Source organism: Demequina sediminis (assembly GCF_030296675.1).
Taxonomy (GTDB): Bacteria; Actinomycetota; Actinomycetes; order Actinomycetales; family Demequinaceae; genus Demequina; species Demequina sediminis.
Map to the genome: position 1 here is coordinate 1,749,950 of NZ_AP027736.1, position 24,851 is coordinate 1,774,800.

24 protein-coding genes, 1 tRNA gene and 1 pseudogene are annotated in these 24,851 nt (G+C 70.9%); 7 read left to right on the forward strand and 19 right to left on the reverse strand.

Annotation, left to right across the window (positions count from 1 at the left end; translation table 11 throughout):
• Window positions 1-32: 32 nt before the first annotated feature.
• The 6 genes from QUE44_RS08895 to QUE44_RS08920 all read right to left on the reverse strand — a co-directional run bounded on the left by QUE44_RS08895 (window position 33) and on the right by QUE44_RS08920 (window position 6,593).
• Entirely contained in the window at window positions 33-596 is a 564-nt protein-coding gene (locus QUE44_RS08895) for a hypothetical protein (protein ID WP_286214168.1), read from the reverse strand.
• A 146-nt stretch (window positions 597-742) separates the two neighbouring features.
• The gene (locus tag QUE44_RS08900) at window positions 743-1,276 is read right to left on the reverse strand and encodes a CAP domain-containing protein (protein ID WP_286214169.1); all 534 of its coding nucleotides are present in this window, start codon (window positions 1,274-1,276) and stop codon (window positions 743-745) included.
• The gene (locus QUE44_RS08905; RefSeq protein WP_286214170.1) at window positions 1,270-1,815 is read right to left on the reverse strand and encodes a YdcF family protein; all 546 of its coding nucleotides are present in this window, start codon (window positions 1,813-1,815) and stop codon (window positions 1,270-1,272) included. The genes QUE44_RS08900 and QUE44_RS08905 overlap by 7 nt, the downstream gene beginning before the upstream one ends.
• 125 nt (window positions 1,816-1,940) lie before the next feature.
• On the reverse strand, window positions 1,941-2,534 hold the full coding sequence (locus QUE44_RS08910; protein WP_286214171.1) for an SGNH/GDSL hydrolase family protein: 594 nt from the start codon (window positions 2,532-2,534) through the stop codon (window positions 1,941-1,943).
• A gap of 43 nt (window positions 2,535-2,577) precedes the next feature.
• On the reverse strand, window positions 2,578-3,705 hold the full coding sequence (locus tag QUE44_RS08915) for a Gfo/Idh/MocA family protein (RefSeq protein WP_286214172.1): 1,128 nt from the start codon (window positions 3,703-3,705) through the stop codon (window positions 2,578-2,580).
• On the reverse strand, window positions 3,702-6,593 hold the full coding sequence (locus QUE44_RS08920; protein WP_425558020.1) for an FAD-binding and (Fe-S)-binding domain-containing protein: 2,892 nt from the start codon (window positions 6,591-6,593) through the stop codon (window positions 3,702-3,704). The genes QUE44_RS08915 and QUE44_RS08920 overlap by 4 nt, the downstream gene beginning before the upstream one ends.
• 330 nt (window positions 6,594-6,923) lie before the next feature.
• Here QUE44_RS08920 and QUE44_RS08925 point away from each other — a divergent pair, with 330 nt between their 5' ends.
• Entirely contained in the window at window positions 6,924-7,388 is a 465-nt protein-coding gene (locus QUE44_RS08925) for a hypothetical protein (protein WP_286214173.1), read from the forward strand.
• 46 nt (window positions 7,389-7,434) lie between these two features.
• On the opposite strand, the gene QUE44_RS08930 is transcribed toward QUE44_RS08925, so the two are convergent.
• The gene (locus QUE44_RS08930) at window positions 7,435-7,845 is read right to left on the reverse strand and encodes an arsenate reductase/protein-tyrosine-phosphatase family protein (protein WP_286214174.1); all 411 of its coding nucleotides are present in this window, start codon (window positions 7,843-7,845) and stop codon (window positions 7,435-7,437) included.
• The gene (locus QUE44_RS08935) at window positions 7,842-8,558 is read right to left on the reverse strand and encodes an arsenate reductase/protein-tyrosine-phosphatase family protein (RefSeq protein WP_286214175.1); all 717 of its coding nucleotides are present in this window, start codon (window positions 8,556-8,558) and stop codon (window positions 7,842-7,844) included. The genes QUE44_RS08930 and QUE44_RS08935 overlap by 4 nt, the downstream gene beginning before the upstream one ends.
• A 291-nt stretch (window positions 8,559-8,849) precedes the next feature.
• On the opposite strand from QUE44_RS08935, the gene QUE44_RS08940 reads away from it, so the two are divergent.
• Entirely contained in the window at window positions 8,850-11,087 is a 2,238-nt protein-coding gene (locus QUE44_RS08940) for a hypothetical protein (protein WP_286214176.1), read from the forward strand.
• A gap of 91 nt (window positions 11,088-11,178) precedes the next feature.
• Here the strand turns inward: QUE44_RS08940 and QUE44_RS08945 are convergent, their stop codons facing one another.
• Window positions 11,179-11,970 (reverse strand): L,D-transpeptidase, encoded by a 792-nt coding sequence (locus QUE44_RS08945; protein WP_286214177.1) that lies wholly within the window; start codon window positions 11,968-11,970, stop codon window positions 11,179-11,181.
• Between the two features lie 205 nt (window positions 11,971-12,175).
• Window positions 12,176-13,249 (reverse strand): glycoside hydrolase family 43 protein, encoded by a 1,074-nt coding sequence (locus tag QUE44_RS08950; RefSeq protein ID WP_286214178.1) that lies wholly within the window; start codon window positions 13,247-13,249, stop codon window positions 12,176-12,178.
• Window positions 13,250-13,389: 140 nt separating this feature from the next.
• Here QUE44_RS08950 and QUE44_RS08955 point away from each other — a divergent pair, with 140 nt between their 5' ends.
• The 3 genes from QUE44_RS08955 to QUE44_RS08965 are packed head-to-tail and all read left to right on the forward strand — an operon-like array spanning window position 13,390 to window position 14,398.
• Window positions 13,390-13,995 carry a hypothetical protein gene (locus QUE44_RS08955; protein WP_286214179.1) on the forward strand — a complete coding sequence of 202 codons (606 nt, stop codon included), beginning with the start codon at window positions 13,390-13,392 and terminating at the stop codon, window positions 13,993-13,995.
• A 6-nt stretch (window positions 13,996-14,001) separates the two neighbouring features.
• The gene (locus QUE44_RS08960; RefSeq protein ID WP_286214180.1) at window positions 14,002-14,172 is read left to right on the forward strand and encodes a DUF389 domain-containing protein; all 171 of its coding nucleotides are present in this window, start codon (window positions 14,002-14,004) and stop codon (window positions 14,170-14,172) included.
• Between the two features lie 37 nt (window positions 14,173-14,209).
• Window positions 14,210-14,398 (forward strand): hypothetical protein, encoded by a 189-nt coding sequence (locus QUE44_RS08965; RefSeq protein ID WP_286214181.1) that lies wholly within the window; start codon window positions 14,210-14,212, stop codon window positions 14,396-14,398.
• 1 nt (window position 14,399) lies between these two features.
• Here the strand turns inward: QUE44_RS08965 and QUE44_RS08970 are convergent.
• From QUE44_RS08970 to QUE44_RS08985, 4 genes and pseudogenes are all read right to left on the reverse strand, one after another.
• Window positions 14,400-14,472, reverse strand: a tRNA-Thr gene (locus QUE44_RS08970).
• Between the two features lie 59 nt (window positions 14,473-14,531).
• Entirely contained in the window at window positions 14,532-16,070 is a 1,539-nt protein-coding gene (locus QUE44_RS08975; protein WP_286214182.1) for an alpha/beta hydrolase, read from the reverse strand.
• Window positions 16,071-16,079: 9 nt separating this feature from the next.
• Window positions 16,080-17,232 (reverse strand): annotated as a pseudogene (locus QUE44_RS08980) (DNA polymerase III subunit delta').
• Window positions 17,229-17,726 carry a dTMP kinase gene (locus QUE44_RS08985; RefSeq protein ID WP_350226821.1) on the reverse strand — a complete coding sequence of 166 codons (498 nt, stop codon included), beginning with the start codon at window positions 17,724-17,726 and terminating at the stop codon, window positions 17,229-17,231. The pseudogene QUE44_RS08980 and the gene QUE44_RS08985 overlap by 4 nt, the downstream one beginning before the upstream one ends.
• A gap of 307 nt (window positions 17,727-18,033) precedes the next feature.
• Here QUE44_RS08985 and QUE44_RS08990 point away from each other — a divergent pair, with 307 nt between their 5' ends.
• Window positions 18,034-18,744: a hypothetical protein gene (locus tag QUE44_RS08990; RefSeq protein ID WP_286214183.1), complete on the forward strand. Its 711-nt coding sequence runs from the start codon at window positions 18,034-18,036 to the stop codon at window positions 18,742-18,744.
• A gap of 73 nt (window positions 18,745-18,817) precedes the next feature.
• Here the strand turns inward: QUE44_RS08990 and QUE44_RS08995 are convergent, their stop codons facing one another.
• Genes QUE44_RS08995 through topA form a run of 4 tightly spaced genes read right to left on the reverse strand, consistent with a single transcriptional unit; the run spans window position 18,818 to window position 23,005 of the window.
• Window positions 18,818-19,813 (reverse strand): Gfo/Idh/MocA family protein, encoded by a 996-nt coding sequence (locus tag QUE44_RS08995; RefSeq protein ID WP_286214184.1) that lies wholly within the window; start codon window positions 19,811-19,813, stop codon window positions 18,818-18,820.
• Window positions 19,814-19,864: 51 nt separating this feature from the next.
• Window positions 19,865-20,089: a hypothetical protein gene (locus tag QUE44_RS09000; RefSeq protein ID WP_286214185.1), complete on the reverse strand. Its 225-nt coding sequence runs from the start codon at window positions 20,087-20,089 to the stop codon at window positions 19,865-19,867.
• 28 nt (window positions 20,090-20,117) lie between these two features.
• On the reverse strand, window positions 20,118-20,294 hold the full coding sequence (locus QUE44_RS09005; protein ID WP_286214186.1) for a hypothetical protein: 177 nt from the start codon (window positions 20,292-20,294) through the stop codon (window positions 20,118-20,120).
• Between the two features lie 32 nt (window positions 20,295-20,326).
• Window positions 20,327-23,005 carry a type I DNA topoisomerase gene (topA, locus tag QUE44_RS09010; protein WP_286214187.1) on the reverse strand — a complete coding sequence of 893 codons (2,679 nt, stop codon included), beginning with the start codon at window positions 23,003-23,005 and terminating at the stop codon, window positions 20,327-20,329.
• Between the two features lie 175 nt (window positions 23,006-23,180).
• Between topA and QUE44_RS09015 the strand changes: the two genes are divergently transcribed.
• Window positions 23,181-24,032: an inositol monophosphatase family protein gene (locus QUE44_RS09015; RefSeq protein WP_286214188.1), complete on the forward strand. Its 852-nt coding sequence runs from the start codon at window positions 23,181-23,183 to the stop codon at window positions 24,030-24,032.
• A gap of 26 nt (window positions 24,033-24,058) precedes the next feature.
• On the opposite strand, the gene QUE44_RS09020 is transcribed toward QUE44_RS09015, so the two are convergent.
• Entirely contained in the window at window positions 24,059-24,784 is a 726-nt protein-coding gene (locus QUE44_RS09020) for an anaerobic ribonucleoside-triphosphate reductase activating protein (RefSeq protein WP_286214189.1), read from the reverse strand.
• Window positions 24,785-24,851 lie beyond the last annotated feature (67 nt).

The window sequence follows — 24,851 nt, forward strand, 5'->3', positions numbered from 1 at the left end:
GCGCCCCGCGAAGCGGGGCGCCGGTGAGGCCGCTAGGAGCGAGTGCCGGCGGCGGTGCGCCGGGCTGCCACCATGACGACTCCGACACCGGCCAGGAGCAGGACTCCCGCGCCCACTGCCATCGGCAGGCTCTCGAAGCCGGTGGCCGACAGCGTCTCCTCGGCGGTGACGACGCCACCGGCGCTGAGGGTCCCCTCCTCCTCCACGACTTCCTCATCGAGCACGCCACCCGCGATCACCTGGACCTGAGCGACCCCCACGGGGTCACCATCCACGAATCCGGTGATGTCGAGCATGCCCGAGGAACCGAGCGGAGTGTCGACCACGTACGGCGCCTCACCCGAGGCGACGGACTTCTCGGCGGACGTGACCGTGCCGGCGATGGTGACATCGACGCTCGGGTTCGAGACCTGGATGTTCCCCATCTCGCCATAGTTCGTGATGACCTTGCACCCGAACTCGTCACCCGCGGTGACAACGGTGGCGTCGCAGACCAGGCTGGCTTCGCCAGCCGGGTACTCCTCCGCCATCGCGGCCGTTGGAAAAGCGATGATGGCGGCCGCGAGGGCCCCCACTGCAATCGAGCGACGAATCATTGCGCCTACTCCCCCTCATTCGCGCGACAGGCCCCCTGACCTGCGCTCGCGATTCCGACAGTAGCACCGGCTGTCCGAATTGTCGCCAATTTCTCTTTCCTCCCCTTGCAGGCGCACGTTTCGTGCGGTGGAGGCAGTCGAGGCGGTCAGTCCGCGGCGCCCTCAAAGAGATGAGCGCATGCCCGCACGCCGTCGGGGCCCTCGACACAGCCGATGCCCGCGATGACAAACTCGGCGCGCAGGATGTTGGCGCGGTGCCCCGGAGAGTCCATCCACAGCTCGACGACCTCGGCCGCGGCACGCTCACTCCGGGACAGGTTCTCCCCCGCCATCGCGCCCTCGTGACACGTCGCGATCAGGGTGTCGTGGACCAGGTCCGGGTCGTCGGCGAACGGCGCGGCGCGCTCGAGGGCCTTGTCCGCGAGGCAGTCGCTCCACTCAAGCGGCGCGAGACCCGCCTCGACCCGCTCGGCGTTGGTGAGGTCAAACATCTCGCGGGCGAGCTCGTCGACGCCCACCGGCGCGGCGGGCGCGCATGCCGTCACCACAACGCCCACTGTCGCCGCCACCGCCACGACGGCGGCAGCCCTTCCTGCACGCGCCACCCGCGCCACCCGCGCCACCCGCGCCAGGGCGCTGCGACAGCGCCCTCCGGCGCGCGCATCGTCCCTGGTCAGCATCCGTCCTCCAGCGCCACCTTGAGAAAGGCGCCGCTCTGGTACGCGTAGTGGTAGGCCCAGTAGTGCGGCGCGAGCCGCTCACCCGAGTCGAGGTACGCGACGTCCCCGTCCCAGCACCTCTCCATGATGACGCGCGTCCGCGTGATGTGCGGCGTGACCGTGATGACGGCGGCGGACTCCCACGCGTGGCTGTCCGCGAGGTCGCGCAGCCAGCGCGCCTCGCCGCGGGTGGTGAAGGGTTCGGGCATGGCGCAGACCACGGCCGGGTCGGCGCTCTCGCAGGCCGCGACGGCGAGCGGGTAGCGCGCACGGTCCTCGGGCTCCTCGGAGAGAGACACCACCAGGGTCGAGGCCATGCCCTCCGCGACGAGCGACTGAGCGAGCTCCATGCGCGTGTCCGTGGGCGGGCCGATCACGTAGACCGCGTCCACGGCGCGAGGCTCGTCGCGAGCCGGCATCACGTAGAGCGGCACGCCCGCGAGCGCGATCGCACCCGCCACCACGGCGACGGCCGTCGCGACTTTCAGCTTGCGCCCCACGCGCGCACTTTAGCGCGGGTTCGCCGAGTCCTGAGTGTCCCGAACCTCAGTTCTCGGGGCGAAATGGAGTCCTGAGTGTCCCGAACGGCAGGTTGCGGAGGGCTGGGATGGGGACGATGCGGGGGTTAGCCGTTCCGCAGCGCCTCGCGCAGGCTCTCGCCCACCGCGCGGGCCCCCTCGACCGTGTAGTGGACGCCGTCGGTGGTCATGCCGGGCGCCCATCCGTCGCCCTCGCGCACCGGCGCGGTCGCGTCGACGTACTCCCACCCCTGCTCCGCGGCGAGCGCCTCGAGCCGGCGGTTGAAGCCGGCGACGTCAACCTCCTGCCCATAGTCGAGGGGCGGGATGGACAGCAGCAGCACGCGCGGCGCCCCGACCGTGTCGGCGATCTGTGCGAGCGCGCCCGAGGTCTCCTCGAAGGGCAACCCCCACGCGAGGTCGTTCGTGCCGAGGGCGAGCACCAGTGCATCGGCATCCACCGGGACCACCCGCGCCGCCTGCTGCACCGAGGTCGCCCCGGGCACCGCGGTGCCGCCCGCGAGCCCGATGCCGTCGGTGAACGCCCAGCGCACATAGGACTCGTCGCCCAGACCATCCGCGGTGAACGACGTCGAGTTGCCGAACGACAGCGAGTCCCCCACCACGGCGACGTGAAGCACGCCCGCGCCGCCGTCGGTCCCGCCGTCGTCGGTCGCACCCCCGACTCCCCGGGCGCGCACGCGGTCATCGTGAGCCCCAGCACGCCCGCCGCGAGCGCACGCCTCAGGCCCAAGGCTCGGCGCCCACGGTCACGTCCTCGCCCGTGCGCGCCGAGTCGCCGATCGCGAGCGACAACGCGTGGTCCCATAGCCCCTGCGCGAGCGGATACGGCTCGGGCCCCTCGCCGCGCGTCCACGCGCCCATGTCCACGAGCAGCTGCGCCACCGCGAGGTCGTCCTCGGACATCCGCGCGTCGTGCCACGCGTTGCGGTAGACCACCTCGCCGTCGAACGACGTGTGCCACAACGCGTTGCCCTCGAGGTTGAGGTCCACCCCAGTGCGGCGGTGCTCGAGGCGCGAGCCCATCGGACCGTCGGGGGTCATGCGGAGCACGGAGTCGTCGGCGATCTCGCCCAGGCTGCCCCTGATGACGATGCGCCGGTGGAGGTAGGGGTTCCACCACTGGTTGTCGACGAAGTCGTAGAGGCCGAGGCGACCCTCGCCGAAGTCGAGCGTCGCAATGGTGGTGGTGCGGGGTTCGGGGGCGGGCACGCCGGCGCCCACCCAACCGTCGGGCGTGAGCGGGTCGACCATCGGCGCCGTGGCCTGACGCGCCGTCACCCTCGCCCCGGTGACCGCCGCCACATCACCCGACCCGAGCATCGTCCGCATGAGGGACACCGCGTGATAGAGGTGAGTCGAGGACACCTGCACCTGGTGGGGCGCGCCGATCACCCCGCGCCGCACCACCTCGATGCGCGCCGCGTGGCCCGGCATGCGGGTGTACTGCTCCGCGACCTGGACCAGCCCGGACGCTCCGACGTCGGACCACAGCGCGCGCAGACCCTCGCGGTCGGGGGCGGGCGGTGTCTCCGCGAGCACGGGCATCCCGGCCGCCACGACGTCGCGAATCACCTCCGGGCTGGTCTCCCACGGCACCGCCGCGATCACGAAGTCGGGGCGCAGGCTCAGCGCGTGGTCGAGCCCCTCCGCGGGCAGGCGATCGTGAAGGTGCGCCGCGAACGGCGCCGCGGCCACGCGCGCCTGCTCGAGCGCCTCACGCGCCCGCTGGGGCGTGCGGCCCACGATCGCCACCGGCTCGAGGAGGTCGGGCGCCATGGCCGCGAGGCGCAGGAAGAACCGCGTCCGCCAGCCCGTCCCGACCACCGCGAAGCGAACGGGGGCGGTCACGACGCACCACCGAGCCGCTCCGCGAGCAGTTGCGCGAGGTGGCGGCCCTGCACTCCCGCGAGGTCGTCGGCCTGTGTGCGGCACGAGACCCCGTCCGCGAGGTACACGGCCCCCTCGGGTGCGGACCGCAGCGCCGGCAACAGCGAGTTCTCCGCGACCAGGACCGACGTCTCGTAGTGGCCCTTCTCGGTGCCCCAATTGCCCGCGAGCCCGCAGCAGCCCGCGGTCTCCGTGACGGTCGCCCCGCCGCGCGCGAGCAGCTCGCGATCCGCGGCGTAGCCCATCACCGAGTACTGGTGGCAGTGCGGCTGGACCACGGCGGTGACGTCGGCGAGGCTGGGCACCTTCCAGCCGTCGCGCGGCTTCACCGGCGACCGGCCCGTGAGCACCTCCGCGAGCGTGAACGTCTGCCGCGCGACCGCGTGAGCGCGCGGATCGTCCGGGAGCAGCTCCGTGAGGTCGCCGCGCAGCACCGCGGTGCACGAGGGTTCGACGCCCACGATCGGCACGCCGTTGACGGCCCACGGACCCAGCACTCCCAGCAGATGATCGAGGTGCCGCTTGGCGCCGTCGAGCTGACCGGTGCTGATCCACGTCACGCCGCAGCAGGCGTCGCCGGCCACCACGACCACATCGAGCCCCGCGTCCTCGAGCACGCTCACGATCGCCTCGGGGATGTCCGGCTCGAGGCCGTCGGTGAAGCTGTCCGCCCACAGGACCACGAGGTTGTCGAGGCGCTTGGCCCGCGCGGGATCGGCACGGCGAGAGCGGGCCGTGGCACTGCGCCGGAAGGGCACCGCGAACTCGGGCAACCGCCGCCGTGTGTCCATGCCCGCGATCGACACCGCGATCCGCTGCACCCACGCCGGGCGCAGCACCGCGGAGATGAGTCGCGGCGCGATCCCGATCACCTTGAGCCAGCGCGGCAGCCATCCGATCGAGTAGTGCGTGACCGGGCGCAGCTTGCCCCGGTACGTGCGGTGCAGCACCTCGGACTTGTACGCGGCCATGTCGACGCCGCTCGGGCAGTCCGAGCTGCACGCCTTGCAGCTGAGGCACAGGTCGAGGCTCTCGCGCACCTCGGGGGCCGTGATTCCGCCGGGGAACGCCCCCGTGAGCGCCTCCTGGAGCACGCGCGCACGTCCTCGCGTCACGTCCTTCTCGTCACCCGTCGCCTGGTAGCTGGGGCACATGAAGCCCGAACCGGTGCCGATCGCGTCCGCGCGGCACTTGCCTACGCCCGTGCAGCGGTGGACGGCCTCGGTGAGGTCGCCATGGTCGTGCGGCAGCGTGAGGCCGATGCCGGGGCTGGGTGGGGCGGCCGGGCGGCGCAGGTGCGCGTCGAGCGGGTCGGGGTCGACCAGCACGCCGGGATTCAGCAGGTTCTCGGGGTCGAAGAGGTGCTTGACGCCGCGGAACAGCGCGATCGCGTCCGGCGAGTACATCGCGGGCAGCAACTCGGAGCGCGCGCGTCCGTCGCCGTGCTCTCCCGATAGCGATCCGCCGTGCGACGCGACCAGCGCGGCCGCATCCTCCATGAACGTGCGCAGCATCTCCGGCTCGTCCGCGAGCGGGATGTCGAGGCGCACGTGGATGCAGCCGTCGCCGAAGTGGCCGAAGGGCTGCCCCGTGATGCCGTGGCGATCCATGAGCGCGTCGAAGTCGCGCAGGTAGGCACCCAAGCGCTCGGGGGGCACCGCGGCGTCCTCCCAGCCCGGCCATGCCTCGGTGTTCTGCGGGGTGCGCCCGGACAAACCCGCGCCGTCCGCGCGGATCGCCCACAGGCGCGCCGCCTCGCGAGGGTCGACGACCTCGCGCCACGCGGAGCTCCCCGAGTCCGCCGCGAGCGCCGCGAGGGTCGCGCGCGCCTCCTCCTCCGTGGCCCCGCCCACCTCGACGAACAGCCAACCCGCCCCCGCGGGGAGCTCGGGCACCGCGCCCGTCGCCGCCGCGACGCGCGCCACCAGGCGGGCGTCAAGACCCTCGACCGCCTGGGGCGAGTGCCGGAGCATCGGCACCACGGCATCGGCGGCCGCGGGCATGTCCTCGTAGCCGAAGGCCGCCGTGAGGCGCACGGGCGGCACGTCGACCAAGCGCACGGTCGCCTCGAGCGTGGTCGCGAGCGTGCCCTCGGAGCCCACGAGGAAGCGGGCGAGATCCCCGCCGAGCTCGGGCAGCAAGTGCTCGAGGCTGTAGCCGCTCACCTGACGGGAGAAGCGACCGAACTCCGTGCGGATCAGCGCGAGGTTGGCCTGCACCATCTCCTCGAGGCCCGGCACCGCGTCGAGCCCGCGGGCGGCGGCGGTGAACCTGCGCCCGATGCCGTCGACGGCGTCGAGCGCGACCACGTTGTCCGCGGTGCGCCCGAAGGCCACCGCGTGAGGGCCACACGCGTTGTTGCCGATCATCCCGCCGAGCGTCGCGCGGGTCGACGTCGAGGGGTCGGGCCCAAAGCGCAGCCCGGCGCCCGCGACACGCTTCTGCAGATCGGACAGCACCACGCCCGGCTGGACGCGCGCGGTCTTGCCCTCGATGTCGACGTCCAGCACGCGATTCATGTGGCGACTCACGTCGAGCACGAGCCCCGGCCCGATCGCATTGCCCGCGACCGAGGTGCCGCCGCCGCGCATCGTCGTGGGCACTCCCGCCTCGCGCGCGGTCGCGAGCGCGGCGAGCACGTCGTCGGCGTCGCGCGGATACGCGACCACCTGCGGCGGGATGCGGTAGTTGGAGGCGTCGGTGCTGTACTCCGCTCGCCGGCGCGAGCTCGCGTCGACCTCGCCCGACATCGCGCGCGAGAGCGCTGCGGCAAACTCCCTGGCGGCGGCGTCCTGGGCGGCCGACTCGGGGGTGGTGGCGACGGATGCGGTGGCGGTCACGAGCGCCATTCTCGCACCGGTCGGGACGGACCCCACCCGAGCACGCGACCCGCCCGCCACCTTCTGTCACTTCTGCCACATCCGTCACACGCGTATATCTGCGTCGCACGCGTCGACACGGTCCTGAGCAACTCGTTGAGGGGACTCCGGGGGAGGCAAACACTGAAGGTAGCTGAGGGTAGCGGAGGCGTGAGGGCGCCTCCTTGATGACCCTTCGGCACAGGAGGTCATCATGAAGCTGAGGGCAATAGTCACGATCGCGAGCATCGGAGCGGTGCTCGCCGTGGGAGGGACCGCAGCGGTTGCCGTCGACGGGGGCCACACGTCGAGGGCGAGAAGGTGACGATCTGTCACGCGACCGCCTCGGAGTCCAACCCGTACACCGTGAACTGGGTGTCGTGGAACTCCACCGATAACGGGTACAACATCGACTGGAACGGGCACGGCGACCACGAGGGCGACATCATCCCTCCGTTCGCGGACTTCCCCGGCAGCAACTGGAATGACGACACCGCGGCACTGTGGGAGAACGGGTGCAAGCCCGTCGAGCCCGAGCCGTCGGTGACCCCGTCGCCGAGCGTGACCCCGGAGCCGTCGGTCACTCCGGAACCCAGCGTGACGCCGGAACCGTCGGTCACCCCGGAGCCGTCCGTGACCCCGGAGCCGTCTCCGTCGCCCACGATCTCGGTGCTACCCGAGGAAGTGGTGCCCGAGGAGCCCGAGGTGGTGGTGCCGGAGGTGGTCGAGCTCGAGGATGAGCTGCCCGCCGCACCCGTCACGGCCGACGTCGACTACACGGGCTGAGGGGGCCCAGGGACGATGCGGGGAGACCCGTCCCCGCATCGTCCCGTCAGGCTTGCACCACCGAGGGGCCCGGCTCGAGGCCGAGGCTCACCATGAGGTCCCGCACGCGGCCGTCGATCTCGTCGCGCTGCGCCTCGGACGGGCCGGGCTCGATCGCCCAGTCCTCGTAGCGCTTGCCGGGGACGTACGGGCACGCGTCGCCGCAGCCCATGGTGACGATCACGTCCGCCTCGTGGAGCTGGGCGTCGGTCCAGCGCTTGGGGTGCTCATGCGTGATGTCGATCCCGACCGCCGCCATCGCGGCGACCGCGCCAGCGCTGAGCGACTCGCCCGGCTCGGAGCCGCCCGACCACGCGGTCGCGCGGTCGCCCGCGTAGTGGCTGAACAGGCCCAACGCCATCTGGGACTTGCCCCCGTTCTTGACGCAGAGGAAGAGCACGGCAGGGGTTGCGGTCATGGTGATCCTTGGTGTGGGGTGGAGGTGAGCGTGGCGGCGAGCCGGCGCACGCGCGGCTCGAGGGCGTCGAAGGCTGCGCCGAACGCGCGCGAGGTGCCCTCGACGGCGGGGTCCGGAATCGACCAGTGGAGGTCTCCCCCGCACGACTCATACGCGAGGTCGCACACAGCGACCACGAGGTCGCCCTCGGCGCGCACGCGGTCCACATGCATCGGAGTCGCGGCGACTGGGGAGAGCCCGCGGCGCTCGAGCTCCGCGAGCGCGAGGGGATGGATCGCGGGGTCCGGCTGGGTGCCGCCGGAGGCCACGGGGACGATGCCCGTGGCGGCCAGCATCGCGGCGGCGAGCTGGGATCGGGCGGAGTTGCGCGTGCACGCGAACACCACGCGGCGCGGCCTGCCCGGGAGCGACGAGTGGGAGGCGCCGGCCTGCCCCGCGGCCACCGCCGCCTCGAGCACCGGCGACCAGTCAAGGGAGAGGTAGGCGCGGCGGCCATCGGCATCCGAGCGGCGACGCACCACGGCGCCGGCGTCCTCGAGGACACGCAGGTGGTGGGCGAGCAGGCTCGAGCTGAGGCCCGTGTGGGAGGCGAGCTCGCTGGGAGCGAGGTCCCCGCTACCGAGCGCATCGACGATCGCGAGCCGGTGCTGATCCGCGAGCGCCGCGAGCAGCGCGAGGCGGTCGACGGGGCGGTCGCCGCGGCCTGGTTCCATGCCGCGATTCTATCTCAACCCATGTTGAAGTATCCACTTCTGGTCGGGTGCGGCGACCCGCGCATCGTCCCTCCGCGAGATGTTCGGGCGGCAGCCGTGCCACCGACGCGGAACGCCGATAACGCAATCCCTTGCGTCACATCCTTCACGCCCGTATCTCCGAGTCACATGAGGTGACATGGCACCTCTGGCGTCGTTGACGCCCCTCCGGCGCCCCACGAGCATGGCGACAGCTGAGGGGCTAGGGCATCGCTGAGGGTGCCTTCGAACTCCCGCGGCTGGGAGGGAATCATGAGACTGAGGGAACTCATGATCACGGCGCTGCTTGGCGCGCTTGTGATCATTGGAGCGACACCCGCGAGCGCCAACGGCGGCGGCGGGACGGACAACACCAACAGCCCGGAGTATTGGGAGACGGTGATTTCGAACGACATCGGGGGCGGGAATGTGTCCTGCTACAAGGACAGCCACGGCCGCGTGGTCGACAACGGCATGGCGGTCTCGCTGTCGCCCTTCGACCCGAACTGGGAGGGCACCGGCTACGTCGCCCTGATCGTCAAGGGCGGCTCCGCTGGCGAGGACGGGGCGGGGAACAAGGTCTACATGTTCCCCAACGCCGGCACCTCCTACAAGCCGCCGCTCAACGCGGGCGGACAGCAGGCGGCCGTCTCGCACTGGATCGTGTGCAAGGGCGACGTGCCCGTGGACTACGAGGTCACGTGCGAGGCCGTCACCATCACGTATCCGCAGGGCATCGACTCGATCGACGTCAACATCAAGTGGACCGCACTGCCGGGCGGCTCGCAGCAGACCCAGAACTATCACCCGAACGTCGGCGCGACCGACGGCCAGGTCGTGACGGTGAACATCGCCGCGACGGGGTATTACTCGGTCGACTGGGTCCAAGTGAACGGCACCAACTACCACTGGCAGGAGGGGCTCGTCTGCGGACAGCCCGACATCCCCGAGCAGCCGCAGGACAAGGTCGAGCGCACCGAGTGGTCCGTCTCCGACTATGACTGTGACGCTCAGTCCGTGACGGAGACCCGCGAGGTCACCACCACCACGTACACGTGGGACGCCCAGGAGTGGGAGTGGGTGGCCGCCGCCCCCACGACCACGACCGAGACGCGTGACCGCGACATGACCGCCGGCGAGCGCGTGGAGTACTGCCCGCCGCCCGAGCAGCCCAAGGACAAGGTCGAGCGCACCGAGTGGGGCGTCGAGTCGACGAGCTGCGAGGCGCAGGCGGTGACGGAGACCCGCGAGGTCACCACGACCACGTACACGTGGGATGCCGAGGCATGGGAGTGGGTGGGATCGAGCTCGACCACCACCGAGACCCGCGACCGCGACATGACCGACGACGAGCGCCTCGAGCACTGCGCGACGACGCCCGCGGCCCCGCTGTGGACGGATCAGTGCGGCTTCGACAACGCGTACTGGACGCTGCCGGACGACACCGAGCACGTCACGTACACCCAGTCGACGTGGCACGGCTACCTGGTCGTCACCGCGACGGCCCAGGACGGCTACGTGTTCCCCAACGGCGAGACCGTCATGACGTGGAAGGACAAGGACTCCAACGAGCCCTGCGTCCTCGACACGCCCGACGCTCCCACCTGGACGGACGCGTGCGGCTTCGACAACGCGTACTGGACGCTCCCGGAGGACACCGAGCACTACTCCTATGCCGCCTACGGCTATGAGGGCAAGCTTGCCGTCGTCGCCACCGCGGCCGAGGGGTACGTGTTCCCCGGCGGCGAGTCGACGATGGTGTGGGAGGACACCGACTCGAACGAGCCGTGTGTCGACGCGGCGGCCTCGGTCTCCGTGAAGCCCGCCAGCTGTGACGCGGACGGCTCCGTGGGCACCGTGCTCACGACCAACGCGATCGCACCCGAGTCGCTGCCGAGCACCCCTGGCGAGCACACGGTGACCTTCGTCGCCGAGCCCGGCCACGTTTTCCCCGGTGGCTCGAGCGAGCTCGACGTCACCTACACGATCGCGTCGCAGCTCACCGAGGGCTGCGGTGGGGTCCTGCCAGGCGAGGTCACTCTCGACGGCACGATCGTCACGGAGTACTGCTCCGCCGATGCGCCGTTCCTCGACTACGACGTGGTCCTGAACGACCCCGACGACCTGTCGACGGATGACGGCACCGCGACGATCACGTTCGTCCACCCGACCGATCCCGCACAGAACTGGTCGGCCACCGTGCCGATCGGCTCCGGCCGGATCCTGTGGCCCGGCGCGAGCCTGGGTGCGAACGGCAAGGCCGATGGCTGGCCAGGCTGGGAGTACAACGAGGCCACCGAGGAGTGGGTGAGCGTGGGTGACGGCAACTTCGGTTGGACCCGCGCCGCCGACACCACGGTGCTCATCGAGGTCAACCCCTCGACGACCTTCACGGTCAACTACCCGCCGGCGACCCCGAACTGCAACTCGGCGCCGCCCAAGGAGATCGTCGAGGTCCTAGGTGCGCCTCCCGCCACCCCGGTGGTGGCCGAGGCCCAATACGCCGGCTGATCACCGGCGCCACCGGACCCGGTGGGCAGCTCCGACCAACCTCAGCAGGTCGAGCGCCCACCGGGTCCGCTTTGCGTGTGCGGCGAAAGCCCTACGCGCGCTCGTCGACGAAGACGGGCGTCCCGAGCGGGATTCCGATCTCCTCGACCAGCTGCGTGATGACGTCGTTGGGGATGCGGATGCAGCCGTGCGATACGGAGCGGCCGAACGACGTCGGATCATTCGTGCCGTGCACGCCGATGACCGCGTCGCCGCCCGCGAACTCGTCGAGCACCGGCGAATAGCCCGACAGCCCATACGCGTACGGGCCGTAGGTGCCCGTCGGATCCGGCGGCTGCAGCAGCTCGCGGATGTAGTAGACGCCGCCGGGCGTCGGCAGCTCGTCCTGCCCCAGCCCGATCTCTGTGGTGAGGATCTCCTCGTCGCCGTCGAAGACCGTGAGGCGGTAGTCGTCGAGCGACACCTCGATGCGCTTGGTGGTCGCGCTGAGCGTCACGGAGTCAGCCTCAACCCATCCCGTGGTCCCATTGGGGCGCACCGGCAGGTAGAGCTCGACCCAGTCGCCGCGGACCTCCTTGACCAGGAAAACGAACGGGGTCTGGTCCGGCACCGTGAGCACATCCTGCGCGCGGACCGTCATCTCCTCGCCGCCGCCCGGCTCGGTGAGCACGGTGATCTCCGACTCCTCGGTGCGCGCGACGTACGACACGTTCGGGTCGGCAACCTCGGACGCGGACGCGCTGGGCGCGGGGGTCGCGGAACGGTCGGGGAACGATGCGGCGGTGGGGATGTTCGCCGACGGCTCGGGATCCGGGGTGGGCGAACAGCCCGCCACCGCGACCGCGGCGCCCGCCAGCACGGACACCACCACGATGCGACGCATCGGACCTCCCTCAGACCCTAGGACTGCCCTAGCGTACGTGGCCGCGGGCGAGCGCGGAAGGGGCCTCGGCACGAGGTCGCCGACCATGAGCGTCCCATGGAAGGCGGAGACCTCCCGGATTCGACCATGAGCGTCCCATGGCGTGCAGGGGTGGGTGGGTGGGGGGTGGGTGGCTCTGGGCGGGTGGGGGGCGGGGGTGCCGGAACTACGGGAGCACGTCGATCGAGGTGGGGACGGGCCGCGTCAGCGGGAGCGGCCGGCCCCACTGCGGGTCGCCGGACTCGTCGAACGGCAGCACCTGCGCGCACGCGTGACGGTTGGGCTCCCACAGGGGGTCACCCACGATCTCGGTGTAGGTGCGCGCGTGGAAGACGAGCACCGTCTCGCCATCGGGCGTCTGAGTAAAGGAGTTGTGTCCCGGTCCGTAGATCCCCACGTCCGGCTCCGAGACAAAGACCGGTACCGGGCTCTTGACCCACGACGCGGGGTCGAGAAGGTCCGCGTCGACGTCGGCGGTCAGTAGACCCATCGCGTACTCGATGCCGGTGCCCGAGGCCGAGTACGTGAGGTACAGCCGTCCGTCGCGGACGAGCACGCTCGGCCCCTCGTTGACCGCGAACACGCGGGTCTCCCACTCGAACTCGGGGCGCGACAGCAACACCGCCTCGCTCGCGAGCGTCCACGGGTTCTCCATGCGCGCAATGTAGAGGTTCGAGTTGCCCGGGATGGCAAGGTCCTGCTGGGCCCACACGAGGTACTGGACGCCGCCCACCACGAACGATGTCGCGTCCAGCGCGAACGACTCCCACCCCGTGTCGATCTGCCCGCGCTCGACCCAGCTCCCCGTCATCGGGTCGGGGTCCGTGCACTCGAGCACGTAGTTGCGGTGATTGAAGGTCTCGGCCGCGCCGGGCCGGTCCGCCGAGGGGGCGCCGTCGGGCGACGCCGCGTAGTAGAGGTACCAGGCGTCGTTGACGCGATGGAGTTCTGGCGCCCAGATCAGCCCCGACTGCGGCCCCGAGTCGTGGCGCGTCCACACCGCGACCTCGGGTGCGTCCTGCAGGTCCTCGAGGCGCTCGGCCTTCCGCAGGACGATGCGGTCGTACAGCGGGTGGGAGCCCGTGAAGTAGTAGTGGCCCTCGTGGCGCAGCACGCAGGGATCGGCGCGCTGCAGGACGATCGGGTTGGGGATCGGGTTGGGGATCGGGTTCTGGATCGGATGTGTGCTCGGCCGCGGGTTCGGCTGACCGATTGCACGTGCGGCGGCATCGATGGACACGGGCTGGCCTCCTTGCCGGCGCCTTCGCGCCGCTTCTTCATCGTTGTAAATGAGCGTCTGGCCACGATGGTAGCCCATCACCGCCCTCAGTTCGATGCCCGGCCGCACGATTCACCCCACCGGGGACAGAGGGGGTCGCCATGAGCGAGACCGAGGACCAAAGACCGCCGGACTCCAGCATCGTCTCGGCCAACCCACCCCTGCGCGACCAGGTCCGCGGCCTGGTCCGCGCGCTCGCGAACACGGGCGCACTCCGCGGGCTGGTCGCGGTGGTGCTCGCGGTTCCGCTCGCGCTGGTCGCTCTCGCCGGGGCGACGCGGCTGAGCCCGGTCGCGGCCGTCGAGGCGCTGGGCCTCTCCACGGAGCTGCGCGGCGCGATCGCGATGATCACGGCCGTATCGAAGCGCCGCGAGCGGGACCCGATTCCCGCGCTCGCCGGCGGCTCGATCGCGATCATGGTCGGGGTACTCGCCGTGGTGGTGCCCGCCTCGCTCACGGATGCCGCGATCGTCACCGCCGCGGCGGGGTCGTTGCTCGTCGGGGCCGTGCTCGTCGCGTGGAGCATGCGTCGTGACCGGGAAACCATGGGCAAGGGCGACGGCGCGCTCGACCCCGCCACCGCCTCGATCCCCGACGTGCTGTGGGACTGGGTCGTGGGCTCGGACATCGGGCGCCGGGAGCGCGCCGCTCAGGCGGAGGGCCTCTACTTCGAGAACCCCGGCCGCCTCACCAAGCTCGGGACGTAGTGGGTGATGCTCGTGCTGTCCGTCGCGATCGCAACCTTCGCGGTGCTGGGCGACTCGACCGCGGTCGTGATCGGGGCGATACCGGTCCCCCCGCTCATGACGCCCCTCATGGGCCTCGCGGGAGCGATCGTGAACGGCTGGCAGCGCCGCGCCGGAGTGGTGAGGCGACGACGCTGACCTGGTTCTCACGACGCTCACCGTCGACAGTGGCGAGGTGCAGGTCACCGTGACCGGAGCGGGCGACGCGCTGTGGGGCGAGACCATGCGGACGGGCGACCACGACTGCTACGAGCGGTGGGTGTTCGAGTTCGACGGCGACGGCGACGGCGACGGCGCTGCGAGCCGCGAGGCGCTGATACGGCAAAGCCCCCGGCATCTCAACGGATACCAGGGGCTTCGGTGAGAGCCGCCTGTGGGAATCGAACCCACGACCTATTCATTACGAGTGAATCGCTCTGCCGACTGAGCTAAGGCGGCGTGCGGTCCGAGGACCGCGGTCGCGCCCCGCGAGGGGCACGGGTAGACATACTAGCGCCTCAGCACCGCGTTCCCGAAACCGGCATCTGTCCGTCCACGAGGTAGCCGTCGACGGCGTCGATCACGCACTGGTTCGAGCGCCCGTACGCGGTGTGTCCCTCGCCGTCGAAGATCAGCAGCTCGGAGCTCGCGAGCTGCTCGCTGAGGGACTCGGCCCACTCGACGGGCGTCGCGGGATCGTTCGTGGTGCCGATCACCAGGAGGGGCGCGGCCGCATCTGCCGCCTCGAGCGCCGTCACCGGCTCCTTGGCCTCCCACGGCCAGCCGTCGCAGCCCACCGAGGACGCGAACCACCAACCGAACGTCGGCGACGCCTCGTCGAGCGCGGCCCTCATCTGGTCGAGCGAGGCGACCGTCGTGGGCTCGTCGCCCACCGCATCGAGGCAGCCGATCGACGTGAAGGCCCACTGTGAGTTGGACAGGTACTCGCCCGTCGCGGGGTCCTTGTCGAGGTAGAAGCCCGCAAGTTGGAAGAAGATATCCGCCGTGCCCTCGTTGATGACCTCGTCGAGCCCGGCCTGGAGGTAGACCCACGAGTTCTGGTCGTACATCGTCACGACCATCCCGTAGACCATGACGTTGCCGTTGACCGGGCTGCCGTCGAGCGACTCGTAGCCCTCGTCGCGCGCGGTGAGCGCGATGTCACGCACCTGCGCCGCCGCACGCTCGGGGTTGGGGTCGAGCGGGCAGCCCTCCTCGCCGCGGCACCAGTCGATGAAGTTCATGAGCGCGCCCTCGAAGCCGCGCGCCTGACCGGCCGCCTGCTCCACCGCCGGCAGGAGGAAGTCCACCGCGCCGTCGAGCACCATGCGGCCCACGTTCGCGGGGAAGAGCTCCGCATAGACCGCACCCAACTGCGTCCCGTAGGAGTACCCCAGGTAGTGGAGCTGGTCGTCGCCCAGCACCGCGCGAATGACGTCCATGTCGCGCGCGGCGGAGGACGTGTCGACGTTCTCGACCAGCGGTCCGCTGAGTTCGCGGCAGCGCTCGGCGAAGGCCGTGGTGGACGCCACCGCCGCGTCGATCTGCTCCTGGGTGTCGAGGGTGAGGTCCGTGAGGAAGAACTCGTCGATCTGCTCGGCGTCGCCGCATGCGATCGGCGTGGAGGCCCCCACTCCGCGCGGGTCGAAGCCGATCACGTCGTAGGCCGCCAGCAGGTCCTCGCCCGCGCTCACCACGAAGCTCTCGGTGAGGTCGAGACCGCTGCCTCCCGGGCCACCGGGGTTGATCAGCAGCGAGCCGAGCCGCGCGTCAGGATCGGTCGCGCCGTGACGGTTGATCGCGAGGTCCACCGTCGGACCGGCCGGGTCGGTCCAGTCGACGGGCACCTGCAGCGTCGCGCACTCAAGCTCGCCGCATCGGCTCCACTCGACCTCCTGCTGGTACACGGGCGAGTCCTCCGGAGCGATTGCCTCCCCGGTGGGCGCCGCGGTCACCGCGGACTCCTCGGGGATGAGTTGAGTGCGTTCCGGAGTGCAGGCGGCCAGGAGGAACGATGCCGTGAGGACGGCGATGGTCGCGGCGAGGCGGCGGTTCATGTCGCCACCCTAACGAGTGCCACCGACCGGCCCGTGCGGACGCAGGTCGAGGGCCATCGCCTCGAGCGCGAGCAGCGGCGCGACATTGCCCGCGAGCCGCTCCCTCGCGGTGCCGAGGGCGTCGAGGCACCTCATGGTGTCGGCGAGAGTCGTGCGTGCCGCGAGGTCACGCACGTGACCCTCGTGCGTGACGTTGACCAGCCGCACCGTGGCCCCGGTCTGCACCACGGCCACGTCGCGGTACAGCGACATGAGGTCCGTGATCGCGCGGTCGAGCACATCGCGCTTGTGGCGGGTCGCGCGCCGCTTCTGGTCCTCCTCGAGCTGGCGCAGCTGAGCGCGCAGCGCGGGAGGCATGCGGGTGCCGTCCTCGACGCCCAACATCGCGAGCAGTTCCGCCCGCTCCGCCCCGTCGCGCTCCTCGGTGGCCGCCTTCGCATCCGCCTCGGCGACCTCCACGAGGTCCGCGGCCGCAAAGATCGCGTCGCCCACGCCCCGAATCTCGGTTGCGAGCGCGAGCACCTGGTCGCGGCGCGCGCGGGCCTCGGGATCCCGGGCGAGGCGACGCGCCACCCCGATGTGGCTCTGCGCCGCGAGCGCGCACTCGAGCGCCAGACCAGGCTCAATGCCGTCGCGCGACGCCAACAGCCGCGCGACGTCCTCGGGCTCCGGCGTGGTCAGCCCAATGATCCTGCAGCGACTGCGAATGGTGACCGCGACGTCCTGCGGGCTCGGGGCACACAGCAGCCACACGGTGCGCGGAGGGGGCTCTTCGATCGACTTGAGGAGAACGTTCGAGGTGCGCTCCGTCATGCGGTCGGCATCCTCGACCACCATCACGCGCCAGCGGCCCTGGCTGGGCGAGGATGCCGCCTGAGAGATGAGGTCGCGCACCTCCTGGATCGAGATCGTGACCTTCTCGGTGGCGACCAGGGTGACGTCGGCGTGCGCGCCCGACAGCGCCGTCACGCATTCGCGGCACGTCCCGCACCCCCTGGGGGCACTGCAGCGCGGCGGCGAACGCGCGCGCGGCATACGAGCGTCCCGAGCCGGGCGGACCCGTGATGAGCCACGCGTGGGTCATTGCGACGGGATCCGCCACCGCGGCGCGCAAGGGTTCCACCTGGCGCTCCTGGCCCACGACCTCGTCCCACACGCTCACGGCGTACCCCACGGTTCGATCCCCATGCCAGCAGCGAGACCAGGAAGTCGCTCGAGCACCGCGGCCACCACCGACCCGTGCACCGTGTCAATCGACCGCGCGGCGTCGACCACCGCGTAGCGTCCCGGGTCGAGGTCCGCGCGCGCGAGGAAGCCCGCGCGCATCTGCGCCGCCTTGGCGATGGTCTCGCGCTCGACGCGGTCGAGGTCGCGGCTCACGCGCGCGGCGTCCGGCGCCATGTCGAGCACGATCGTGAGGTCGGGCAGCAGGCCCTCGGTGGCCCACATCGAGATCCGCTCGACCTCGTCTCCCAGCCCGCGCGCGCCTCCCTGGTAGACCACGGAGGAGTCGAGGTAGCGATCCTGCACCACCACCGCTCCGGCCTCGAGCGCCGGGCGCACGAGCGTCGCGATGTGGTGCGCGCGGTCCGCAGCGTACAGCAGCGCCTCCGCGCGCGGCGCGACGTGGTCGCCGTGCATGATGGCCTGGCGCAACTCGACCCCGAGAGGCGTCCCCCTGGTTCGCGCGTGGTCAGCACGTCGCGGCCACCACCCGCGGGACCGCGAAGGTACCCCGCGAGAAGGTCGATCTGCGTGGTCTTGCCCACGCCATCGGCGCCCTCGAAGACCACCCAGAAGCCAGCGTTTGCCATGGGCACGAATCTACCGTTCGCCTCCGACCTCGAGAGGCCGCCCTCCATCCTTCCCCCGTGGCACCCGTTGCGCTCGTCTCAAGCCAGCCTGCCCTCGCGCGGATGCGAGGGATCACCAGGGTTATCACCTGATCCGAGGGGGATCCATCGTGCACAAGCGCACCTTCCTGACCGCCGCCAGCGCGGCTGCCGCGACCGCGGCGCTTCTCGCCACCGCGACCGCCGCAGGCGCCGCCGAGGACGAGCCCACCTACGCGAACATCTACGTCGCGATCGACCTTCCCGACTACAGCGACGGCGGCCCGATGGAGTTCGAGGCACTCGACGTGCTCGTTGGCGACGGCCCCGAACTCACCGGTGATGACGAGATCGCCAACCCCTCCGGGTGGTGCGGCGACGCCGAGGTCGACATCGACCTCACCGCGATGACCATCACCTTCACCGGCGGCGAGGACTACTGCGACTTCCAGGAGGCCTACCTGGCCGTCGAGCTCTACGGCGGCACTGTCCTCAACAACCTCGAGGCCGAGGTCACCGAGGACACGCTGTTCGAGGGCGAGTCGCTGCTCGAGTGGTACGGCATCGAGGGCGGCATCTTCGACGCGTACTGGTCGACCTGCGGACTGGTCCTCGAGGACGAGGAGCCCGAGCCCTCCCCATCGCCCACCGGCACCATCTCGCCTGCCGCCGAGGAGGAGGCCGCGTGGTGCGACTCGGAGGCGCCCGCGCTGGACATGGACGGTGTGAGCTCGTTCGTCTTCTCTCTCGTCGAGGAGGAGCCCACCACGGACGTGGACGACGAGGTCGAGGAGGCCCCGGTGGCCGAGCCGGTCGTCGCCGAGCCGACGTTCACCGGCTGATCCAGCCGTCTCGCAGCGAGGGCCGCATCCCGACGGGATGCGGCCCTCGCTGTGTCTGGGGGCTTCCGACCCGCTAGGACTCGTTGGGGTAGACGAGGCCGATCTGGGACCTCACCTCATCCATGATCTCCATGATCTCGAGCGACTGGTCGAGCGTGAGCAGCGCGCTCTCGGTGTCGCCGGCGTGGATGCGGCGCGCGACCTCGGCGGCCTCGAACTGGAACCCGTTGGGCACGTCACCGTCGTAGAACCACGAGGTGCCGTCGTGACGCGTCACGGTGAAGGACGTGGGCGTGTAGAAGGTGTCGTCGATCTCGATGCGACCCTCAGTGCCCGCGATGTGCGCGGTGCACGGCGTGCGCGCCTCCATCGTGGTGGTGAGGGAGGCCTGCGCGGTCGCGTAGTCAAACACCATGCCGATCTGACCGTCGACTCCCGTGTCGCGGAGGCGGCCGGCGGCCGTGATGCGATCGGGGACACCCAGGATGTCGTGAGCGAAGGCGATCGGGTACACGCCCAGGTCGAGCAGCGCGCCGCCGGCAAGGTCCGCACGGAACATGCGCTCGACGTGAGTGAGAGCCTGGCCGTGGTCGGCCTGGACGGACACGATGTCGCCGATCTCGCCGCGCGCGATGAGCTCGCGGATCGCGTACATGTGAGGCAGGTGGCGCGTCCACATGGCCTCCATGAGGAAGACGCCCTTGGCGCGCGCCGCGGCGACCACCTCGCGTGCCTGCGCGGCGTTCTGCGTGAAGGCCTTCTCGCACAGGACGTGCTTTCCCGCCTCGATCGCGAGCAACGCGTGCTCGTGGTGGTGGCTGTGCGGGGTCGCGACGTAGATCACGTCGACCTCGGGGTCGCCCACCAGCTCCTCATAGGAGCCGTGCGCGGTCGGGATGCCGAACTCGTCGGCGAAGTGCTGCGCCTTGGCGAGGTCACGCGAGCCGACGGCGACGACGGTCGACGCGGTGTACTCGGTGACGGCCTCGGCCAGCTTGTGGGCGATGCCTCCTGCGCCGAGGATTCCCCAGCGGACAGCAGGCGCGGACATGGGCAGCGGTGCACTCATGGGGTCAGCCTAGCGAGGTGGCGCGGGGTGGTCCCGACACGAGCTCTGCCGCTACAGGTCGCCCTTGGTCGGCCCGTAGCGGCCGCCGAGCAGCCCACCCAGGAAGGCCACGGCCGCGATGATCGGAACGGCCACGTCGAGGCCCAGCCCTGCGACGCTCACCGAGCCCGAGTCGACCGTGAGCACCACGGCCCCCAGGCCCAGCGCGAGCCCCAGGTACCCGAGCCAGCGCAGATTCACGGACGTCGCGCCTGCGGGAGGGTTCTTGTCGGTCATGGCGGGTCTCCTCTCGACCTCGGCCACCCTATCGCCGAGTGTTGCCGAACCGCCCCACCAGCATGCCCGCGAGGTACACGAGCAGCAGCGGCACCGCGGGCCGCACCTCGACGCCGAGCATCGTGATGGGCTCCATGCCAGCGCCCACGAAGATCAGGCCGAGGCCCACCGCGATGCCCAGCAGCGTCAGCAGCAGGGACGCCACCGGCACCTCCCGCCACGACTCGGGACGCGACGTCACTTCTTGCGCGCCCGCGACGTCGAGGCGGACTTCGTGCCCGACTTGGCCGCGGCTCCGGCACGCCTCGCGGGCTTCTTCGCCGGTCCCTTGGCACGCTTCTCCGCGAGCAGCTCGATCGCGCGCTCGGGTGTGATCGCGTCGAGCGTCTCGCCACGCGGAATCGTCACGTTGGTGGTGCCGTCCGTGAGGTAGTCGCCAAAGCGCCCGGACTTCGCGACGATCGGCTTGCCCGACGTCGGGTCGTCGCCGAACTCCTTGAGCGGCGGCGTCGCGGCCCGGCCGCGCCCGCGCTTGGGCTCGGCGTAGATTGCGAGCGCCTCCTCGAGCGTGATGTCGAGCAGCTGCTGCTCGCTCGCGATGGTGCGCGAGTCCGTGCCCTTCTTGAGGTACGGACCAAAGCGGCCGTTCTGCGCGGTGATCTCCTCGCCGGTGGCCGGGTCCGTGCCCACCACGCGCGGAAGGCTCATGAGCCGCAGCGCATCCTCGAGCGTGACGGTGTCGATCGACATCGAGGCGAACAGGCTCGCCGTCTTGGGCCGGCCCTTCGCGTCCTCGGGAAGCACCTCGGTCACGTACGGACCGAAGCGGCCCGCCTTGGCCACGATCTCGAGCCCACTGACCGGGTGCGTGCCCAGCACGCGCTCGTCGCCGCCCTGGTTCGCGAGCAGCTCCTCGGCCTTCGCCACGGTGAGCTCGTCGGGAGCGAGCTCGTCCGGAACGGATGCGGTCTGCTTTTCGCCGTCGACCTCGCGCTCCAGGTACGGGCCGTACTTGCCCACCCGCAGCGCGATGCCGTCGCCGATCTCGAACGTCGAGTTGGCGCGGGCATCGATGTCGCCCAGGTCCTCGACCAGGCGCTTGAGCCCCTGCGCACGGCCGTCGTCGTCCGAGGCCCCGGAACCGAAGTAGAACGCGGTGAGCCAGTCGAGGCGCGACAGCTGGCCGGAGGCGATCTTGTCGAGGTCCTCCTCCATGTCCGCGGTGAAGGCGTAGTCGATGAGCCACGCGAAGTGCTCCTCGAGCAGGCGGATCATCGCGAAGGCGAGCCACGTGGGGATGAGCGCCTGCTTCTCGACGCGCACGTATCCCTTGTCGATGATCGTGTCGACCATCTGGGCATACGTGGACGGTCGGCCCAGCTTGCGGTCCTCGAGCTCCTTGATCATCGAGCCCTGCGTGAACCGCGGCGGCGGCGTGGTCGCGTGGGTCAGCGGCTCGACGCCCGAGGCGTCGACCTTCTGGCCCTCCGCGAGCACCGGCAGTCGCGACTCCTTCTCGACCTTCTGCTCGTCCTCCTCGTAGCGTGCCTTGTCGCGCGACTCCTCATACAGCGCCATGAAGCCGGGGCTAGTGAGGATCGTGCCTGACGCGGAGAACTCGACCGCATGGTGCGCGGCGGTGGTGGCGCCGATGCGCACCGTCGAGGTGGTGCCCGTGGCGTCGGCCATCTGCGACGCGAGCGTGCGCTTCCAGATCATCTCGTACATGCGGAACTCGTCGCCCGTGAGCTCCGCGCGCACCGAGTCCGGGGTGCGGAAGCGGTCGCCCGCGGGACGGATGGCCTCGTGAGCCTCCTGCGCGTTCGAGTCCTGCGTCGCGTAGATGCGCGGGCTCGCCGCGACCGAGTCCGAGCCGTAGAGCTCGGCGGCCTGCGACCGCGCGGCGCGCACGGCCTCACCCGACAGCACGGGAGAGTCCGAACGCATGTAGGTGATGTAGCCCTTTTGGTACAGCGCCTGCGCCACACCCATCGCCTGCCGCGCGCCCAGGCGCAGCTTGCGGCTCGACTCCTGGATCAGGGTCGACGTGATGAACGGAGCGGCGGGGCGGCGCTTGTAGGGCCGCGAGTCCACGCCCGCGACCGTGAAGGCGGCGTCGGCCAGACCCGCGGCGAGCGCGCCCGCGAGCGCCGCGTGCACGTGCACCACACGGTCGTTGGTCAGCACGCCGCGGTCGTCGAAGTCCTTGCCGGTCGCGACGCGCTTGCCGTCGACCGTGGTCAGCCGCGCGTCGAACGAGCGACCCGCGTCCTTGCCCTCGGTGGCGACGAAGGTGCCGCGCAGGTCCCAGTACTCGGCGGACTGGAAGGCCATGCGCTCGCGCTCACGGTCGACCACGAGCCGCAGCGTCACGGACTGCACGCGGCCGGCGGACAGCCCCGACTGGATCTTGCGCCACAGCACGGGCGAGACCTCGTAGCCGTACAGGCGGTCGAGCAAGCGGCGCGCCTCCTGCGCCTCGACCAGCTCCATGTCGACCTCGCGGGGGTGCTCGAGTGCCCTCGCGATCCCCTCGCGGGTGATCTCGTGGAACGCCAGCCGCTTCACGGGAACCTTGGGCTTCAGCACGTCCAGCAGGTGCCACGCGATGGCCTCGCCCTCGCGGTCCTCATCAGTCGCGAGGTAGAGCTCGTCGGCCTCCTTGAGGCGCTTCTTGATGTCCGCGACGATCTTCTTCTTGTCCGCGTTGACGACGTAGTACGGCTGAAAGCCGCCGTCGATGTCGATCGCAAACTTGCCGATGTCGGACTTCTTGAGCTCCGCGGGCAGCTCGGATCGCTCCGCGAGATCCCTGATATGACCCACCGAGGACACGACGTCGTAATCGTCGCCCAGGTAGCCGCCGATCGTGCGCGACTTGGTGGGCGACTCGACGATCACGAGCTTGCGGGCCATGAAACCTTCTCTCTGGGGCCGTACCGGACGGCCGTGGGACTCGCGCCCCGGCGCCTGTGGCGGCCTGAGACGCACTCAATATACATAGGGGGCACGACGCGTCCACCGGGACCTGGGGACAACGGTGCCCGTGCGGGCGGCCATGACCCCCGCATCGTCATGGAACGATGGGCGCATGGAGCCCCTCCTCGACGCCACCGCCCGCGCGGCCGTCGGCGACGCGATGCGCGCCGTCGCCGATGCCGAGATCCGCCCCCGATTCCGTGCCCTCGCGGAGGGCGACATTCGCCTCAAGGGGCCGGGCGACTACGTCACCGAGGCCGACATCGAGGCCGAGCGTGCCCTCACTCCCCTCCTCCGCGCGATCCTGGACGTGCCCGTGGTCGGTGAGGAGGCATCGTCCCTCGACCCGAGCGTCACGGAGGTGCTGAGTACCGGCGAGGCCGCGTGGACCGTGGACCCTGTCGATGGCACCGCGAACTTCGTGGCGGGCTCCGACACGTATGCGGTGATGGTGGGCCTCGTCGAGGGCGGCGAGCCCGTGGGCGGGTGGATCTACCAGCCCGAACAGGGACGCATGTTCGAGGGACTGCGCGGGGTCGGGGCGTCACTCGACGGCGAGTCGCTCGCGGCGGCCGTTGAGCGCTCGCGCGGGGACGATGCCAGGGCGGCCTTGGAGGGCCACCCCCGGGGTGCGGTGTCGGTGAAGTACGCGGTGGACTCGGTGCGGGACGGGCTGCTGGGAGCCGAGGCGGAACTGGGCGGCTACGTGGACCTGCGCATGTGCGCCGGATTCGACTACGCGGACCTGGTGACGCAGGAGGTGGGCTATCTCCTCTACACGCGCGCCAAGCCCTGGGATCACGTCCCTGGCGCGGCGATTGCGGCCGAGGCAGGCTTCACCGTGGGACGCATCGATGGCAGCGGCTACCGGCCCGCAATCGAGAGCGGCGCACCACTGCTCGCGGCGCGCACGGACCGATGGGAGTCGGTGCGCGAGGTGCTCGCACGCCACCTGGGCGTCTGAGAACGCGAAGGGAGGTCTGAGGGAGCTCAGCGACGCGCGAGGTCTGGAAGGTCGTCGTGCGCGATGACGTCGTAGAGTCCACGTCCGCCGAGCGCCGCGCGGTACTCCCGAGACGCACGGCGGGCGCGCGGCCCCTCGAGCACGGGCGCGTGGAAGCCTCCACGAATCGCGTGACGCACCGTCGCGAAGACGTCCTCGCGCGTGTGCACCGTCGGGTCGACCGTGAAGCTCACCTCATAGTCCACGCCCGAGTGCTGGATCAGTTCGAGTGACGCCCAGGCCTGGTAACCCGCGGTGTCCTCGCCCGTGATGCGCGTGTACATCTCGGGCGTGCCCTTGAGGTCGAAGCTCACCCAGTCGAGTTCGGGCAGCACCGAGGCAAGGCGCCCGGGGTGCGCGCCCATCGTGTGCAGTCCCACCGCGTATCCGAGGGAGCGCGCCTCGCGCACCGCGGCGACCAGCCCGTCCTGACGCGCGGGCTCTCCGCCGCCGAACACCACGGCCTCGACCGTGCCCCGGTGCGCCTCGAGCTGGTCGCGCACCTCGGACCACGCGAGACGGCCCGGAGCGGCGGGGTCGTGCCCCTCGGGGTTCGAGCAGTACGCGCACTTCCACGGGCAGCCCTGGAGCGTGACGGTCGCGGCGATGCGGCCGGGCCAGTCGAAGCACCCCGACGGGGTGAAGGCGGCAATCGAGAGCGCGTGTGCGGCGATGCCGGGGACTGCGGTGAGGTCGAGCTCAGTGGTGGACATGGGGTGTGCCTCCTGTGGCGGACGGCGTGTGCGGGATCGCCGCGTGCCGCCCTCGGGTGTCGCCCGC

Bases quoted from the DNA above. Each gene is read 5' to 3' on its own strand.
- QUE44_RS08895 (WP_286214168.1), bottom strand. From the start codon at position 596: ATGATTCGTCGCTCGATTGCAGTGGGGGCCCTCGCGGCCGCCATCATC.
- QUE44_RS08900 (WP_286214169.1), bottom strand. From the start codon at position 1,276: ATGCTGACCAGGGACGATGCGCGCGCCGGAGGGCGCTGTCGCAGCGCC.
- QUE44_RS08920 (WP_425558020.1), bottom strand. From the start codon at position 6,593: ATGGCGCTCGTGACCGCCACCGCATCCGTCGCCACCACCCCCGAGTCG.
- QUE44_RS08930 (WP_286214174.1), bottom strand. From the start codon at position 7,845: ATGACCGCAACCCCTGCCGTGCTCTTCCTCTGCGTCAAGAACGGGGGC.
- QUE44_RS08935 (WP_286214175.1), bottom strand. From the start codon at position 8,558: ATGGAACCAGGCCGCGGCGACCGCCCCGTCGACCGCCTCGCGCTGCTC.
- QUE44_RS08940 (WP_286214176.1), top strand. From the start codon at position 8,850: ATGAGACTGAGGGAACTCATGATCACGGCGCTGCTTGGCGCGCTTGTG.
- QUE44_RS08945 (WP_286214177.1), bottom strand. From the start codon at position 11,970: ATGCGTCGCATCGTGGTGGTGTCCGTGCTGGCGGGCGCCGCGGTCGCG.
- QUE44_RS08955 (WP_286214179.1), top strand. From the start codon at position 13,390: ATGAGCGAGACCGAGGACCAAAGACCGCCGGACTCCAGCATCGTCTCG.
- QUE44_RS08960 (WP_286214180.1), top strand. From the start codon at position 14,002: ATGCTCGTGCTGTCCGTCGCGATCGCAACCTTCGCGGTGCTGGGCGAC.
- QUE44_RS08975 (WP_286214182.1), bottom strand. From the start codon at position 16,070: ATGAACCGCCGCCTCGCCGCGACCATCGCCGTCCTCACGGCATCGTTC.
- QUE44_RS08995 (WP_286214184.1), bottom strand. From the start codon at position 19,813: ATGAGTGCACCGCTGCCCATGTCCGCGCCTGCTGTCCGCTGGGGAATC.
- QUE44_RS09000 (WP_286214185.1), bottom strand. From the start codon at position 20,089: ATGACCGACAAGAACCCTCCCGCAGGCGCGACGTCCGTGAATCTGCGC.
- topA (WP_286214187.1), bottom strand. From the start codon at position 23,005: ATGGCCCGCAAGCTCGTGATCGTCGAGTCGCCCACCAAGTCGCGCACG.
- QUE44_RS09015 (WP_286214188.1), top strand. From the start codon at position 23,181: ATGGAGCCCCTCCTCGACGCCACCGCCCGCGCGGCCGTCGGCGACGCG.
- QUE44_RS09020 (WP_286214189.1), bottom strand. From the start codon at position 24,784: ATGTCCACCACTGAGCTCGACCTCACCGCAGTCCCCGGCATCGCCGCA.